This is a genomic window from Mucilaginibacter sp. 3215 (genome assembly GCF_050433785.1).
Taxonomy (GTDB): Bacteria; Bacteroidota; Bacteroidia; order Sphingobacteriales; family Sphingobacteriaceae; genus Mucilaginibacter.
Genome location: NZ_JBNPWO010000018.1, coordinates 1 through 15,783 on the forward strand (window position 1 = coordinate 1; position 15,783 = coordinate 15,783).

13 protein-coding genes are annotated in these 15,783 nt (G+C 40.4%); 3 read left to right on the forward strand and 10 right to left on the reverse strand.

The features are described 5' to 3' along the window. Positions 1 to 111: 111 nt before the first annotated feature. From ABIC84_RS22420 to ABIC84_RS22445, 6 genes are all read right to left on the reverse strand, one after another. Positions 112 to 1,434: an MFS transporter gene (locus ABIC84_RS22420; RefSeq protein WP_429264998.1), complete on the reverse strand. Its 1,323-nt coding sequence runs from the start codon at positions 1,432 to 1,434 to the stop codon at positions 112 to 114. Positions 1,435 to 1,627: 193 nt separating this feature from the next. After that, positions 1,628 to 3,010 carry a M20/M25/M40 family metallo-hydrolase gene (locus ABIC84_RS22425; RefSeq protein ID WP_429264999.1) on the reverse strand — a complete coding sequence of 461 codons (1,383 nt, stop codon included), beginning with the start codon at positions 3,008 to 3,010 and terminating at the stop codon, positions 1,628 to 1,630. Positions 3,011 to 3,219: 209 nt separating this feature from the next. Continuing rightward, positions 3,220 to 5,319 (reverse strand): ATP-dependent DNA helicase RecG, encoded by a 2,100-nt coding sequence (gene recG, locus ABIC84_RS22430; protein WP_429265000.1) that lies wholly within the window; start codon positions 5,317 to 5,319, stop codon positions 3,220 to 3,222. Between the two features lie 433 nt (positions 5,320 to 5,752). Continuing rightward, positions 5,753 to 6,130 carry a RidA family protein gene (locus ABIC84_RS22435; protein ID WP_429265001.1) on the reverse strand — a complete coding sequence of 126 codons (378 nt, stop codon included), beginning with the start codon at positions 6,128 to 6,130 and terminating at the stop codon, positions 5,753 to 5,755. Further along, the gene (locus tag ABIC84_RS22440) at positions 6,127 to 6,270 is read right to left on the reverse strand and encodes a DUF6728 family protein (protein ID WP_243485652.1); all 144 of its coding nucleotides are present in this window, start codon (positions 6,268 to 6,270) and stop codon (positions 6,127 to 6,129) included. The genes ABIC84_RS22435 and ABIC84_RS22440 overlap by 4 nt, the downstream gene beginning before the upstream one ends. 137 nt (positions 6,271 to 6,407) lie before the next feature. Then, the gene (locus tag ABIC84_RS22445; RefSeq protein ID WP_426585069.1) at positions 6,408 to 7,772 is read right to left on the reverse strand and encodes an OmpA family protein; all 1,365 of its coding nucleotides are present in this window, start codon (positions 7,770 to 7,772) and stop codon (positions 6,408 to 6,410) included. A 149-nt stretch (positions 7,773 to 7,921) separates the two neighbouring features. Here ABIC84_RS22445 and ABIC84_RS22450 point away from each other — a divergent pair, with 149 nt between their 5' ends. Continuing rightward, positions 7,922 to 9,211, forward strand: coding sequence for an aminopeptidase P N-terminal domain-containing protein (locus ABIC84_RS22450; protein ID WP_429265002.1), 1,290 nt, complete (start codon positions 7,922 to 7,924; stop codon positions 9,209 to 9,211). A gap of 68 nt (positions 9,212 to 9,279) precedes the next feature. Here the strand turns inward: ABIC84_RS22450 and meaB are convergent, their stop codons facing one another. Next, entirely contained in the window at positions 9,280 to 10,164 is an 885-nt protein-coding gene (gene meaB / locus ABIC84_RS22455) for a methylmalonyl Co-A mutase-associated GTPase MeaB (protein WP_429265003.1), read from the reverse strand. A gap of 332 nt (positions 10,165 to 10,496) precedes the next feature. Here meaB and ABIC84_RS22460 point away from each other — a divergent pair, with 332 nt between their 5' ends. Both ABIC84_RS22460 and ABIC84_RS22465 read left to right on the forward strand, forming a co-directional pair. Then, complete coding sequence (locus ABIC84_RS22460; RefSeq protein WP_426585063.1) at positions 10,497 to 11,489, forward strand: glycosyltransferase family 9 protein; 993 nt, start codon at positions 10,497 to 10,499, stop codon at positions 11,487 to 11,489. Continuing rightward, complete coding sequence (locus ABIC84_RS22465; RefSeq protein WP_429265004.1) at positions 11,486 to 12,547, forward strand: glycosyltransferase family 4 protein; 1,062 nt, start codon at positions 11,486 to 11,488, stop codon at positions 12,545 to 12,547. The genes ABIC84_RS22460 and ABIC84_RS22465 overlap by 4 nt, the downstream gene beginning before the upstream one ends. On the opposite strand, the gene ABIC84_RS22470 is transcribed toward ABIC84_RS22465, so the two are convergent. The 3 genes from ABIC84_RS22470 to ABIC84_RS22480 are packed head-to-tail and all read right to left on the reverse strand — an operon-like array spanning position 12,520 to position 15,776. Continuing rightward, on the reverse strand, positions 12,520 to 13,788 hold the full coding sequence (locus ABIC84_RS22470; protein ID WP_429265005.1) for a glycosyltransferase family 4 protein: 1,269 nt from the start codon (positions 13,786 to 13,788) through the stop codon (positions 12,520 to 12,522). The two genes, ABIC84_RS22465 and ABIC84_RS22470, sit on opposite strands and share 28 nt — an antisense overlap. A gap of 18 nt (positions 13,789 to 13,806) precedes the next feature. Further along, positions 13,807 to 14,460, reverse strand: coding sequence for a glycosyltransferase family A protein (locus ABIC84_RS22475; RefSeq protein ID WP_429265006.1), 654 nt, complete (start codon positions 14,458 to 14,460; stop codon positions 13,807 to 13,809). Beyond that, a complete protein-coding gene (locus tag ABIC84_RS22480; protein ID WP_429265007.1) occupies positions 14,460 to 15,776 on the reverse strand; it encodes a glycosyltransferase family 2 protein in 1,317 nt (438 codons plus the stop codon). Before ABIC84_RS22480 ends, ABIC84_RS22475 begins: the two co-directional genes overlap by 1 nt. Positions 15,777 to 15,783: the final 7 nt, after the last annotated feature.

The following is a 15,783-nucleotide window of genomic DNA, read 5'->3' on the forward strand; positions in this document are numbered from 1 at the left end:
ACAGGCAATAAGCACTATAACTCGGTCGGCCACACTGCACGGTTCAGCAAATCTATGTCATTTCACCTTCAGAGGCCACGGATTTAAACACTCAGTATGACGGTTGGGGATCTATCCTTCCTTTATCCCCTCCTCACCCGGCGCGTGGATCTGTTGCAGGGATAGAGGGATCAGTTTCTTAGTTTTCAGATAAGTAATACCCACAATAATCATAGTCATGCTACCGCCAAATAACACCGACGGAACAGTACCCAACAACTGCGCGGCAGTACCAGATTCAAAAGCGCCTATCTCGTTAGATGAACCAATGAACATCTGGTTCACTGCCGATACCCGGCCACGCATATGATCGGGCGTTAAAAGCTGCATCAGGGTACCACGGATGATCACACTGATACTATCAAAAGCACCTTCGGTAAATATAAACAACAGCGACAAATAAAAATTAGTAGATAAACCGAAGCATATAATAGACAAGCCGAAACCCGTCACTGCAATAAGCAAGTTACGCCATGGTTTTCCCATTGGCGAAAAACGCGTCATCACCAGCATGGTCAATACTGCACCCAAAGACGACATGGCCCTCATAATACCCAATCCTTCGGCACCTACTTTTAATATTTCGTTGGCAAAAACCGGTAGTAAAGCCACAGCACCACCAAAAAACACCGAGAACAGGTCAAGGCTCATGGCGCCGATCATCATCTTATTTCCAAATACAAAATGGATCCCTTCAGAAAGGCTTTTCCAGATACTTTCTTTAGGGACATATTGCGCCGGATATTGCCTGAGCATGTATACCAACACCAGCGATACCAATAGCAAAAACAAGATACAGCCAAAAGTGGCGGTAATACCTGTTAAGCCCGGTATCACTTTGTCCGCGTAACCATATATCAAGCCACCAGCCGCCGGACCCAAAATAGATGCCACCTGCCAGCTACTGCTACTCCAGGTACTGCCGTTTGGATACAACTCTTTCGGAATACTGTTGGCATAAATGGTGAAGGTTGCCGGGCCATAAAAGGCACGGGCTACGCCATTGCAAAATATCATAGCATACATAATGGGCACAATCCAACCTGTATGAATAATGCCACTCATGCTTTTAAGGGTAGCAGTAAACATTACCAGTGATGTAAGCAATACGCCGCTAAAGATCAGCAAAAGCATTTTACGCTTTTCAGATTTATCAGCTATATAACCGCCATAAAGTGCGATGCCAATAGCCGGAATAGCCTCGCATAAGCCAATGAGGCCAAGGGCTATTTTACTATGGGTAATGCTGTAGATATAGAAGCCGAGTACCACGGCCTGCATAGAATATGCAAAGGTGAAACAAAAACGCATGCCTATGTAAGATCTGAAATCTTTATAACGCAATGCTGCAAAGGAGTCTATTTTCCGGGGTTTACTATCGCCTTCTTCGGTCACTATTTATTAATTTTTAGATGCGCCGCAAAGGTAGATACGATTTAAGGATTTTTAGAGATTAAAAATCATTTTTCTCATAACAGTTTTTTTATAACGTCATTGCGAGGCACGAAGCAATCTCAAGCTATACAGAGCTAACCTGCTTATAGGGGATTGCTTCGTGCCTCGCAATGACGAGAAGTAGAGCAAGGGCTTACAACCCATGCTGATCTATCAAATAAATAAATGCAGCCATACCTGCCGCACCAAGCTCGAGCTCACGTTTGTTTACGTTTTCAAAAACGTCTTTCGCGGTATGGTGTAAATCGAAATACCGTTGTGAATCCGGGCGGAAGCCAATCAATACTACTCCCGGTATCGTTTCTTTCAACGGCTCAATATCCGTACCTGCCCCTCCGATGGTTAACTTGTCGACATCGTATGGCTCGAGGATTGATTTAAAGTTATCGTTTATTTTTTTGATAAAATCTTTTGATACATCGGCAAAGCTAAATCCACGTGGAGTAAAACCGCCTTCGTCTGTTTCAATAGCGGCAATGTGTTGCTCTTTATTTTGAGCAGCCAGCTCGGCATATTTAGTGCCGCCTTTATGGCCGTTCTCTTCGTTCATGAAAAGTACCGCGCGTACCGAGTTTTTGGGTTTGTATCCTACTGCTTTAAAAATACGCAATACTTCAACCGACTGCATTACACCTGTACCATCGTCATGAGCACCCTCGGCCAGGTCCCATGAATCAAGATGGCCACCAACGGTAATGAATTTATTAGGATTTTCAGAGCCGGTAATTTCGCCTATAACGTTATATGATTTTACATCGGCCAATAACTCACAGTTTTGTTTAAAGTAAAATTTAGCGGCAGGAAATTTCCTCATTTTAAGCATGGCACTCAGCTTATTCGCGGCTTTTGTAGAGATAGCCGCGGCCGGAATCATTTTACTGCCGGGGGCAGCAAGCGTAGCGCCGGTGTGTGGATAATCATCAATGACCTCGGTAAGTGAACGTACAATTACACCAGCAGCGCCAAGTTTAGCTGCAACCGCCGGACCCATAAAACGCTGATCGCCGGCAGTGCCATAGGCCATACCCGTTTCAATAAAACGAGGATCAAACGCACGGTTAAAGAACACGATCTTTCCTTTCACTACACTTTCGCCAAGGCCTTCAAGTTCTTTGATACTTTTAACTTCTATAACATCAGCAGTGATGCCGGTTTTGGGCGTAGCTATGCTCATGCCCAGGGCAACAATTGGCACCGGAACGCGGCTTTTACCATCAATAATAGCCGCTTCTTCTTTCGCTCCGCGAACCCAATGTGGCACCATTACTTCCTGCAGGTAAACTTTGTCAAAGCCGTAGCCGTCCATCAGTTTTTTACTCCAGTCGACAGCCTTTTGCGCATTAGCCGAGCCGCTGAGGCGCTGACCTATATTTTTACACAGGTAATGCAGGTTTTCATAACACTGACCGTTAACCAGTGCTTCATCATACATTTTGCGGATAGCTAAGGAATCTTGCGCTTTTACCTGCGTACAAAGCAACGCGGCAGCAGAAAATAATAAGGAAAATTTCTTCATATATAAATAGTAAGATCAGTTTTAACAAATGTACTATTTGACAGCTAAAGGAGGAAGGGCTACGGGCATTATACTAAATTAAAAAAGACCTCATTGCGAGGTACGAAGCAATCCCAAACTTTACAGGGCAAACCTGCATATCTACTCTGCACATCGGGGATTGCTTCGTTCCTCGCAATGACGCGGGATTATTCTGTAGTATTCCTGGCTTACGATATCTTATCCCAGCTCAGCCCAGCATTTTTTTCTTCAAAAGCATGGTGCAAGATCTGGTTTTCGGGATGGGCCAGTTGAGGGTCTTTTTCAAAAATGGTTTCCACGCATTTACGTACTTTGAAAAGTAACTCCTGGTCGGTTGCCAGGTTGGCCAGCTTCAAGTCGAGCACGCCACTTTGTTGTGTCCCTTCAATATTACCCGGCCCGCGCAACTGCAGGTCAATCTCGGAAATTTCAAAGCCGTTGTTGGTTTTCACCATGGTATCCAGGCGGATTTTGCCGTCATGGCTCAATTTATGGCTGCTCATCAAAATGCAATAGGATTGCTCGGCCCCGCGTCCCACCCTTCCCCGCAATTGGTGCAATTGCGACAAACCAAAGCGCTCAGCATTTTCAATGACCATAACCGAGGCATTGGGCACGTTCACACCTACTTCGATCACCGTGGTAGCTACCATGATCTGCGTTTCATGTTTGATAAACCGCTGCATTTCAAAATCCTTATCGGCAGGTTTCATTTTACCGTGTACAATACTTAGCTGATATTCAGGTTTCGGAAACTCCCGCGACATGGCTTCAATACCATCTTCCAGGTTTTTCAGGTCGAGCTTTTCGCTTTCCTGTATCAGCGGATATACTACATAAACCTGTCTGCCTAATGCTATCTCCTGCTTCATAAAACCGAACATCCGCAGGCGTTGGTTTTCATAAAAATGAACCGTTTTAATAGGTTTACGCCCTGCCGGGAGTTGGTCAATCACAGAAACATCCAAATCGCCATATAGTGTCATGGCCAGCGTGCGGGGTATTGGGGTCGCCGTCATCACCAATATATGCGGCGGGACAATATTTTTACGCCATAGTTTCGAGCGTTGCTCAACCCCAAATCGGTGCTGTTCGTCAATCACTACAAAACCCAGGTTCTTAAACTGCACCTTATCCTCAATAAGCGCATGGGTGCCTACCAATATTTTCAGGTCACCATCCTCAAGCCTTTGATGCAAAATTTTTCGCTCTTTCTGCTTAGTTGAACCGGTTAACAAAGCTACTTCAATAAAATCATCACCCACCAGGCCTTTAATGGTTTGGTAGTGCTGCGTGGCTAATATTTCAGTAGGCGCCATGATGCAGGTTTGAAAACCGTTATCAATAGCTATCAGCATGCTCATCAGCGCTACTACGGTTTTACCGCTGCCCACATCACCCTGAAGCAGGCGGTTCATTTGTATGCCACGCTGGGTATCCTGCCTAATCTCCTTCAACACCCGCTTTTGCGGATCGGTTAGCGTAAAAGGCAGCTTGTTATGATAAAACTCATTAAAATAATGACCAACTTTATCAAACACATTGCCTTTAAATTTTTGCGTATGCAGGAGCTTATTCTTAAGCAACTTAAGCTGAAGAAAAAACAACTCCTCAAACTTTAACCGATATACTGCCTCATTAAGCAAGGTAGCATCTCCCGGAAAATGAATGTTGCGATAGGCATCGGCCCTGTTGAGCAGCTTAAACTGATTTATAATATATAAAGGAATATTTTCACGGATATCTTTAGCATGCAGATCAAGCAATACCGCAGTAAGTTTTTGAATCCCTTTGCTATCCAGCGAAAATTGTTTGAGCTTTTCTGTTGAGTTGTAAACAGGTTGTAAGGATAGGTTGCCTTGTTTTTGGGCACCCGGCATATACAACTCCATTTCGGGATGCGCCATCTGTGGCATCATGTTAAAAAAGCCGGGCTTCCCGAACAATATATAAACCTTACCGGGAATAATGGTTTTCTCTATCCAGTTAATGCCTTTAAACCATACCAGCTCAATAATACCAGTATCGTCCTTAGCCTTTACCACCAGGCGGCGGCTTTGTTTTTCACCAACAATTTCTTTGTTGATAATTCGCGCCAGCACCTGTACATAAGGCAGTTCTTCACGTATCTCCCTTACCTTATAAAAGCGGGTACGGTCAATATACCTGAACGGGAAATGGCGCAGCAGATCCTCAAAGGTGTGCAGTTCAAGTTCCTTTTTCAAAACCTCGGCCCTCGACTGGCCTACACCTTTTAAGTATACAAGTGGCGTTTGAAAAGGATTCATTGATTAACTGTTTTAACCTTTCTTTATAGCGGTAGAGTAAATGTAGTTTATGTGGTTTCCTTAAATTAACAGATGGCTATAAATAACCTATCGACTAATCTATAATATAACGAGACAATCGTTGGTTGGGCCAGGATGCAAGGTAAATGGAGCGTTCTTAAAATCTGCTTATCGAGTTTCATATGCAAACCTAATCTCTAACCTCTAACCGCCAATCTTTAATTTTGGGCGTTCCTGCGGCCGGGCTATCCGCTCATACGCCTGCAGGCCTTAGGCTCGGGCCGGTATCCGCTACTATCCCTAACGCATTTGTCTGAATCAGTATTTACAAAATTTAAGGATTTATAGAATGCTAAATAAATCCTTAAATCTGCTTAATCCCAGTTCAGAGAAAATCCGAAATCGAACATCCGAATTCCGAAATCAAAAAATATTATTTGACCGCTATAACCGATATCTCGACATTTACCCCTTTAGGTAGGGCCGAAACCTGGATAGTTTCGCGGGCCGGAAAATCGGCAGTAAAATAGGTTCCATAAACTTCATTAACCTGTACAAAGTTTTGCAGATCGGTTAAGAAGATACTGGTTTTTACAATATTATCGAAACCTACACCGGCTTCGGTTAAAATAGCTTTGATGTTTTCCATCACCTGCGTAGCTTCGGCCTTGATGTCGCTGCTAATGAGTTCGCCGCTTAGCGGATCAATAGGGATCTGGCCCGAAACAAATAAAAATCCGCCGGCTAAAGTTGCCTGGCTATATGGCCCTATAGGGGCAGGTGCATTGTTAGTATTGATGATTGTTTTCATTTTTTAAATATAAATACCTGTACCAGTTTCCAGATAATCCCGGCCAGGAACATAATAATAGCCAGCGCATTTATAAAATGCATTACCCGCAAGTTAAAGTTGTCGGGCCTGTTTGGATCTTTTTTCCTGAAGAAATACATTACACAAACTTACGCAAAATTTTGCCTCTGTAAACCCATGCCTATTATATAAGGTATAACTATCAAATACGAAACATTATGAAACAAAGAAGGCTCCGGGTTATCCGGAGCCTTCGAAAATAATATTTAATCAGATATTATTTCTTTTTGAATTGAACACGACGGTTAAGTACGCGGCCTTCTTCAGTTGAGTTGTCAGCAATTGGGTTAGTTTCACCGTAACCTTTTACTTTTACTTTCTTAGCATCAACACCAGAGTTAACTAAGTAAGTTTTTACTGAGTTAGCACGGTCTTTAGATAAAGATAAGTTGTGAGCAGCAGTACCTTCAGATGAAGCGAAACCGTCAACTTCAACAGCTGAACCAGATGAACGTAAGTCAGCTGAAGTAGCATCTAACACTGGGTAAGATGAAGTACGTAATACTGAGCTGTCAAATTCAAACTGGATGTTTGAGTAAGCAGTAGCAGCTGGAGCAGCAGCGGTGGTATCTTTAGGGAATACAATAACGCAACCAGAGCCATCAACTACGCTACCTGCAGCAGTACCTGGGCATTTGTCAAACTGATCAGCAACACCGTCACCGTCAGAATCTTTTTTCAGGTCGTTAACAGCAGTTTCAACGTTAGCAACACGGCCTTTTAATGCTTCTACTTCCTGACGTAAAGCTGCATCATACAGCTCGTCATACATCATAGCAACCGGGTTCACCCACTCCAATACTGGTTTTGATTTTGAACCTAAAGTAAATTCTAAACCAGCGTAACCGTATGAGTAGTGGTCTTTAGTTGGATAGTATCTTTTGAAACCATCTAAGTTATCACCATCAACATAGTTTTGAGTATAACCTAAATCCAGGGCAACAGCATCGCTTAACCTGAATTTAACACCCGCACCAACAGGGATAACCAATTCTTTTACGTAATGAGTACCACTGGTCCCATCATTTTTGAAGTGACTGGTTACTTGAGTTCCATTATTAATCCTTGTAATAGTTGGGTCATACGCTGCCAAACCAAAACCGGCTTTAAAGTAGAAGTTAACTGCATTTTTACGACGGATGAAATCGATAGTAGCAACGTTAACAACCGCGCTTAAGCTTCCCTGCCAGAATTTGGTATCGTAGTTAACATAACCATTACGGTAAGTACCGCCAGTACCATCATTTTCGCCTTTAATTTTACCGCCGTTCAGGTCTAATTGTAAAGCAAAAGAATGTGCTAATTGCTCTTTCAATGAAATACCATAACCAAGGCTAAGTTTTTTCTTTTGGAAATCGCTTGAACCACCGGTTGCTAATGATTGTGAAGTAACACCACCATTTACACCAATGCTAAATTTCCTGTACTGGCCTAAACCACCAAATACCTTAGCGGTTGAGGTTTCAGATGACGTTGTAGTTGCCGTTGTTTTGGTTGAGTCGGTTTGCGCGTTCGCCAAACCTGCAACCATCAAAGAAGCAAATGACAATGCGACTGTTTTCTTTAATGTAGAATAATTCATAGTTTTTAAGATTAAACGATTTTAATTGTGATTTTTTTTCAAATTTAGTAATTATGTTTGAATCCATGACCAAACATTGTTCCAAAAATTGTAATAGTTACACAAATAACTAAAAAAAAATGATTTAATAAAATATTCAACCGATAAATATGAAATATCTGCCGATAAAAAATAGCTTATTTACAAATAATAGAAAAAATTTCGTTTCAAGAACAAAACCCAATTCAATCGCTATTTTTCATGCCAGTGACGAGTTCCCGCGCAGTGGTGATCAGGCATTTATGTTTAAGCAAAACCCGGATTTTTTTTACCTAACGGGCATCGATCAGGAACAAAGCATCCTGGTTTTGTACCCCGATTGTCCTAATAAAGCATACAGAGAAGTACTTTTTTTAAGACAAACCAACGAACATATAGCTATTTGGGAGGGCCACAAATACACTAAAGAGGAAGCACGCGAAGCATCGGGCATTGAAAGTATTTTTTGGCTGAATGAATATGATACCATACTTCATAGCATTATTAACTATAGCGAAAATATTTACATCAACACTAATGAAAATGACAGGTACGCTCATACTGTTCCATATCGGGATTACCGCATGTATGAAGCTCTTAAATTAAAGTACCCGCTTCATAATTATACCCGTTCGGCGCCAATTTTACGCGATCTCAGGGTAATAAAGTCAGATATTGAAATAGAGCTCACGCAAAAAGCCTGTGATATTACGCGAGATGCTTTTGTACGTGTTTTAAAATATACCAAACCCGGTGTAACCGAGTATGAAATTGAAGCTGAGATCATTCATGAATTCATCAGGCAGCGTGCTACGGGCCATGCTTACAATCCCATTATTGCTTCAGGTGCCAACGCTATTGTGCTACACTACAACGATAATAACCAGGTATGTAACAAAGGCGATGTAATACTGCTTGATTTCGGTGCCGAATATGGCAATTATAACGCTGATATGACCCGGTCAATACCTGTTAGCGGCCGTTTCACTGAGCGGCAGCGCCAGGTTTATAATGCCGTTTTAAAAGTGATGCGGGAGGCAACCAAACTCATTGTGGCAGGCACAGTATGGAATGAATACCAGGAGGAAGTTGGTAAAATCATGACGGGAGAGCTGATCGATCTGGGCTTGCTTGACAGGCATGATGTTGAAAAACAGGATAAAAACACACCTCTGTATAAAAAATACTTCATGCATGGCACCTCGCATCACCTGGGCTTGGATGTTCATGACTATGCCAGCAGGTATAAACCTTTTGAAGCAGGGAATATACTAACGTGCGAACCAGGCATTTACATTGCCGCGGAGGGGTTGGGTATCCGCCTCGAAAACAATATCCTCATCACCGGCACCGGTAATATAGATTTAATGGGCAGCATCCCGGTTGAAGCAGAACACATTGAAGAAATTATGAACAGCTAAAATTCACATTAATTTATATAAACAAAAAAGCTCAATCTGTATTTTCTTTACATTAAGCTATCAAATAACTATACATAAGTATCCACAAAACTATACAGGTTAAAATTTCCGGATTCCAAAGCTTCAGTTATATCAAGCTGAAGCTTTTTTTTATCGATTCCAGTCATCATTTTTTGCTGAATAAGTTTGTATACTTTTTCGGTCAGCAGTAATTTACGCCTGTTATTTTGTTTTAAATTGGTGTGTTGTATAAAGGCGGCTATATCCCCGAGCCCCTGGTTTTTAGAGGCTATAGTTTTAAAAATAGGCGGCTGCTCGTCAACGCTGTGTCCAATGATCTTTTTTAAGTTATTGGCAAAAACATCGGCCCCTTCCCGATCAGCTTTATTGATAATAAAAGCATCAGCAATTTCCATCAAGCCCGATTTAATATGCTGAATCTCGTCGCCTGCCTCTGGCACCAATACAACCAACGTAATATCGGCAAGGCCGGTAATTTCAATTTCAGACTGACCTACCCCTACTGTTTCAATCAGCACATAATCGAACCCTGAGGCCCTTAACACATCAGTCATCTCAATAATTTTTGCGGACAAGCCGCCTAAAGAACCCCGTGTGGCTAATGATCGGATAAAAACATCGGGATGATTAAAATGGGAAGCCATTCTGATCCTATCGCCCAGCAACGAGCCAAAATTAAAGGGCGATGTGGGGTCAATGGCCAGCACAGCTATTTTTTTTCCGCCTCTTAAAAGTATATCAATAATACCATTTACCAGGGTGCTTTTACCTGCACCTGGTGGCCCTGTAATGCCAATAACCGGGCAGATTTTATCAAGTTTAAGGGTTTTAAGCAGTTCACTGCTGCCGTCAAGATCATTTTCAACAACAGTTAAAGCACGTGCAATTACACGAAAGTTTAATTGGCCGATGATATTTTGATGCAGGTTCAAAGCAAGTGATAATAAAGCTCAAATCTATTCATTATGTAACAAAGACTTATAAGAATATTTAAACCGTGCTGTGCGGCAATTGGCGTATTTACTGCCTATCATACGCATTATATAATTAACATACATAACTAATATTTAAGCAAAAGTCAATAATTTAAAACTATAAACTATTGGCCAAATAAATAAAATATCTATAAGCCACCTTCCATAAAAGATACAGATTAAATATGACATTGAAATAAAATTACATTAACCCTGTAACAGATTTAATCTTATCATTGCAAATTAATGTGTAGCATTTTATTAATCTGCCCGTATAATTCTTCAAAGCAATGGCCGATATCAATCATATAAAAACACCGCACATCTTAATAAGCAGGGTTGATGCCATTGGCGATGTTGTACTTACATTACCCGTAGCAGCATACATTAAGCAATTGTTCCCTGGTACTATAGTGTCTTTTTTAGGTCGTACCTATACACAGCCCGTAATCAACACAATGAGTTCAATAAATTCATTTATTAATTACGACGAGTTAAAAAAGCTCTCCAAACCTCATCAAATTGAATATCTGCAAAAGCAAAATATTGATGCTGTAATACATGTACTGCCTAATAAACATATTGCTAAGATAGCAAAGCAGGCAGGTATTAAGCTCCGGATAGGAACAACAAACAGGGTATTTCATTGGTATACTTGTAACAAGCTGGTAAAATTAAGCCGCAAAAAATCTGATCTGCACGAGGCGCAGCTTAACCTGGTTTTGCTTAAGCCGCTGGGACTTGAGCATGTCCCACCCTTATCAGAAATCATATCCCATAATAGCTTTCATAATAAAGTTGAGCTTACGCCTGCATTAAGTGCTATGCTTGTAAGTGATAAGTTTAACTTGATTATCCATCCTAAATCGCACGGCAGCGGCATGGAATGGGGATTGGATAATTTTACGGAACTTATACATACGTTGCCCGCCGACAAATTCAACATTATTATAACAGGGTCTGAAAACGAAAAAGCTTTGCTTGCCACCTGGTTAAAAACACTCCCCTCAACAGTAAAGGATATGACCGGAAAAATGTCGCTGGGGCAATTGATAGCTTTTATAAGTAAAGCCGACGGCCTTATTGCTTCAGGTACCGGTCCGCTGCATATTGCTGCTTTAACAGGGATTAATACCCTTGGGTTATTCCCTTCATTAAGACCCATACATCCGGGCCGGTGGGCTCCCGTTGGCAAAAAAGCCAGCTATATGGAAAGCGGCACAAACAATTTAGACACAATAACCCCGTTTATGGTGTCAGAGAAAGTTAAAACATGGATATGAATAAACCACGTGTACTGATAACGTTTGACTCAATGCAGTATCCTAACACGGGCTTATTTTATTTTGGAAGAAGCCTCGGGAAAGCACTGATAAAAGAAAACAAAGATTTTGAATTGAGTTACTTTTTATACGATGCTACAACTGATTTTGACAACGACGACGTAAAGCGGGTTTATCGTCAAAAATATCATAAGTTCTTTTTCGTAAATAATGACAATATTAAGTTATTTCATTTTACCGACCAGTTTTCAAGGCTGAAACCTAAAAAAGTACGTAGTAAGTACAAGAAAATCATGACTATACATGATATCAACCAGGTTCACGAAAATATTGGCGAAAAAAAACTAAATCATTACCTGAAAAAGTTAGGTGAACGTATTAATAAATGCCATCGTATAGTAACCATCTCCAAATTCGCAGCCAGGGATGTTATCACTTATTTTCCGGAGGTAGCTAATAGATTGACAGTGATTTACAACGGTGCCGACAAACTTGAACCGCTTCACGGCCACTTACCGGTATATCACCCTAAACGCAACTTCCTGTTTACTATAGGCATTGTATCTGCAAAGAAGAATTTTCATGTTTTACCAGCTTTGTTAGCCAATAATAACTTTGAACTCGTTATTGCAGGGATAAAAACCCCATACGAAAACGAAGTTATGGCAGAAGCAAAAAAATATGGTGTGGAAAGTAGGGTAAAAATAATAGGAACAATATCAGATAATGATAAAGCATGGTATTATAAAAATTGCGAAGCTTTCGTTTTCCCGTCAATAGCCGAAGGATTTGGCTTACCGGTGATAGAGGCTATGCACCACGGTAAGCCTGTTTTTGTTTCAACCCATACTTCGTTGCCTGAAATTGCAGGAGATTGCGCTTATTATTTTTCCGGCTTTGATGGCGGGGAAATGCAAAAAGCGTTTAATGAGGGTATGCAGCATTTCCGGCAACATAACCCATCAGAGAAAGTCAAAGCGCATGCGCAGAAATTTAACTGGAATGAAACAGCAAGGCAATATCTGCAGCTTTACTGTGAAATGCTTGACGAAGAATAGCCGGTTACATGATCGATAGCCGTATCAAATTTCTCTAACACTTTTACCCAGGTATAATTTTCGGCTACATATGTTTTGGCTTTTTCGCTCAGATCCATAATATTTGTATTACTGCTGAAAGCTGTTTGAATTGCCGTTGTAAAAGTTTCCTGGTTTATATACAGAAAGCCGGCCCCGCTTTTATTAATATGATCTTTAATAACCTCACATTTTTCATTGGCTATAACGGGGATACCATGCGCCATGCTTTCGAGCGTTACTAATGATAAGCTTTCAAATATTGAGGGGATTATCAACGCCCTGGCATTTTTGAGCAGGTTAAATTTAGTGTCTTCATCAACAAAACCGGTGTAAATTATTGAGGGATGCTCTGTAACCGGCATAAATGCCCTGCCTACAAATACAAGCTTTATATCATTATCAGTGCCGGCCTTAAACTTTATAAAGTTGCTGATAAGTTCATCACAAGCCTTAGCAACCTCTATACGCCCGATATAAACAATATAATTGCCGGCCTGTTTTATCAGGGCATCGGCACCTGAACTGGGTTGAAGTGCCGGCACATCAATTCCAACCCCAACAATGTCTGAATAGATATCCTCATTATCAAAAAGTTTGTTAACAAAGCGCTTTTCACTTTCAGTATTGTAAAGAATAGCCTTAGGCCGTTTAAAAAAGCTTCTGAAAAATTCAAGATATATCGGCGGCTCGTCGTGAGCGGTAGGTATCAGTATAGATTTATGAGGGGCCACTGAAATACCTATAGCAGTAGGATAATACAAATAGGTAAAAAAGATAAAGGCATCATAATTTTCCTGATTTGTTTTCAGAAACGTAATGAGGTCAGGCACATAAGGTCCCTGTTCCTTTATCCACGCTAATTCGTTTTCGGCCCGGGATTTAACTTTGGTTAGTTTTTCAAAGTTTTTCAGTTGCCCGAAGTAGCTGAGCAACTTTTGATATCTTCGTTGCTTTCTTTTCCGTAACCTGCGTCCTGCAAGTTTAAATCTTTCTAAATCTCTTGGGTGTAGAACGCTAAAACGCATCACTTTAACACCATTTATAAATTCGGTTCCGGCAGCATACTCGTTTGCCCACGACATATAATCTTTGGCACAGGTAGTAAGCACCTCAACATTAAAACGGTCATTAAGTTTTTCAGCAACTAAACGGCAATGATACTCGGCACCGCCATTAACCTCGATGCCATACCGTTGAACAATAAAAGCTATACGTTTCACTAAAATAATTGTGTTTGGTCAGGATTGCAAGGTATCATAAAAATTGTTCTGAGCTTCCTGTCGGTCAAGGTTTTTAATGTGCATCAGGCAATATTTCTCATTTTTTCGCGGCAAATAGCAGCTTTTTTCAAAACCATACAGCTCTTCATGCACCTTATTTTTCCATTTGATATGCCCGTTTAGTTTAAGGATCCTAAACTGGTAGTCCGGAAAATTAACGCGGTTTAAATTATCAATCGTCCAGTTCCATTTTTGTATATGCGCCTCTGTAAGCCCTTCAACAATATTAACCCTTGGTACCAGGAAGCAATCGCAATCTGGCTTCCGGTACAAACGTTTTTTTATACGTTTGATAAGCGTCTTCTTAGGCATTTCATCGGCATCTATCTGAAACAGGTAGTCGCTGGATGCATTTCGCACCAGGTTATTTTTAAACGATGCAAAATCGCTGTTAAGCTTCGCCTTTAAATGTAATACACGATGCTTATATTGTTCAATTACCGCAGTAGTTTTTTCATCCTCCGTAGTAATGTCCTGCAATATTATTACCTCATCATTTTTATCAATGTTTTTAAGCAAATGAGCCAGCAACTCGTTTAATTGCTCATATTCGTTACAAACGGTTATGCCGTAAGATATGCTTATTTTATTTTTGTAAAAACTGAAAAACATTATTTTCTTTTAATGAGCAGGTGTTCATAAGTCGCAAAGTTAGATATCCTGATCCGGAAAATATTCTTTTTAAATATCATATTACCTAATCCTAATATCTTGTAAACTATCGCCGTTCGTTTTTGTCGTTTGCGTGCAATTATACCGCTCAGATTTGCCAGGATCTCCAGCGAGCGCGCATTAATTTTCTTACCATCAAAAAAAACAAGGATATCATTTTCTTTTTTTTGATGGTATGATTTTATCTTATTATTTAAATTAAACAGGGTATTCCGTTGCTCCCGATCAATATATTCGTCGAAATCACCATCTACATAAACAGTAGCACAAAGTGGTTCTATTTTTTCAAGCAACTCTGTGCTTCCATTCTTTACTACAAACCCAACGTCGTATTTTATTTTTACTGCCGATGAATTTTTGAAACCCCACTTCCTGAAAAAATTACGGTTGGAGTTGCGTTCAATCTGCATGGTACGATTTTGATACTCCTCCGAAAATCTGGATGTTTTACTAACAAAGTGATAGCACAATGCATTAACTGTTACATACCCTGTAAGGCCGAGCAAACCAAGCCTTATAATCATATCATCATCCTCACAAAACATCGGATTGTATAAAGGATCAAATCCACCGATATCCAACAGTGTGTCCCTCAGCATACAGAAAAAAAAAGTTGTAGCATCGTTTTTAATATCGGGCTGATTTTTGTTTTGAATATCAGTAGCGTACTTGTAAAACCCGGCAATATCAAAGGTATTCATATCAGCTCCAAAATCTTTTACAAGTTTGCCAGGCCTCTCATCATCAGCAAAAATGGGAGGTTCAACAGTGGTAAATTTGGTAATATTTTGTTCTGATATACTTTTCTCCAGGGCTTCAATAAAATTGGGGGCAATTATAATATCGTTATGTAATAACGCAACGTATTTTTTTGTAGCTATTTCGATACACTTGTTATAGGTATCCGAAAATGTTTTTTCTTCAGTCGAATAATAATATCTAACATTGCTGTCATTCAAACTATCTAACCATAAATGGGTTCCGTCGGTACTATTGTAACTTGTAAAAACAATTTCAACATCAGGGTAAAGCGCGCGGGTAGTAGCATAGAAGTTTTTACTGTAGTCTAAATTATTCTTAAGTCCTACCAGTAATGCTATATTATTATTCATTTTTTTAACGTTGATATGCCTGATATAGTTAAGCATGATCTTTGATAAAGGTATAATAAAATTAGGTAGTTTCTTAAATGGCACATTTTCTATACCCTCGTTAAGGCTTACCCGGGATACCGGATCTGTTCTATATTTTCGCACCTTTTAA

Coding starts and splice junctions, on each gene's coding strand:
- ABIC84_RS22475 (WP_429265006.1), bottom strand. CDS start 14,460: ATGTTTTTCAGTTTTTACAAAAATAAAATAAGCATATCTTACGGCATA.
- ABIC84_RS22460 (WP_426585063.1), top strand. CDS start 10,497: ATGGCCGATATCAATCATATAAAAACACCGCACATCTTAATAAGCAGG.
- ABIC84_RS22425 (WP_429264999.1), bottom strand. CDS start 3,010: ATGAAGAAATTTTCCTTATTATTTTCTGCTGCCGCGTTGCTTTGTACG.
- ABIC84_RS22440 (WP_243485652.1), bottom strand. CDS start 6,270: ATGTATTTCTTCAGGAAAAAAGATCCAAACAGGCCCGACAACTTTAAC.
- ABIC84_RS22445 (WP_426585069.1), bottom strand. CDS start 7,772: ATGAATTATTCTACATTAAAGAAAACAGTCGCATTGTCATTTGCTTCT.
- recG (WP_429265000.1), bottom strand. CDS start 5,319: ATGAATCCTTTTCAAACGCCACTTGTATACTTAAAAGGTGTAGGCCAG.
- ABIC84_RS22450 (WP_429265002.1), top strand. CDS start 7,922: ATGAAATATCTGCCGATAAAAAATAGCTTATTTACAAATAATAGAAAA.
- ABIC84_RS22465 (WP_429265004.1), top strand. CDS start 11,486: ATGAATAAACCACGTGTACTGATAACGTTTGACTCAATGCAGTATCCT.
- ABIC84_RS22435 (WP_429265001.1), bottom strand. CDS start 6,130: ATGAAAACAATCATCAATACTAACAATGCACCTGCCCCTATAGGGCCA.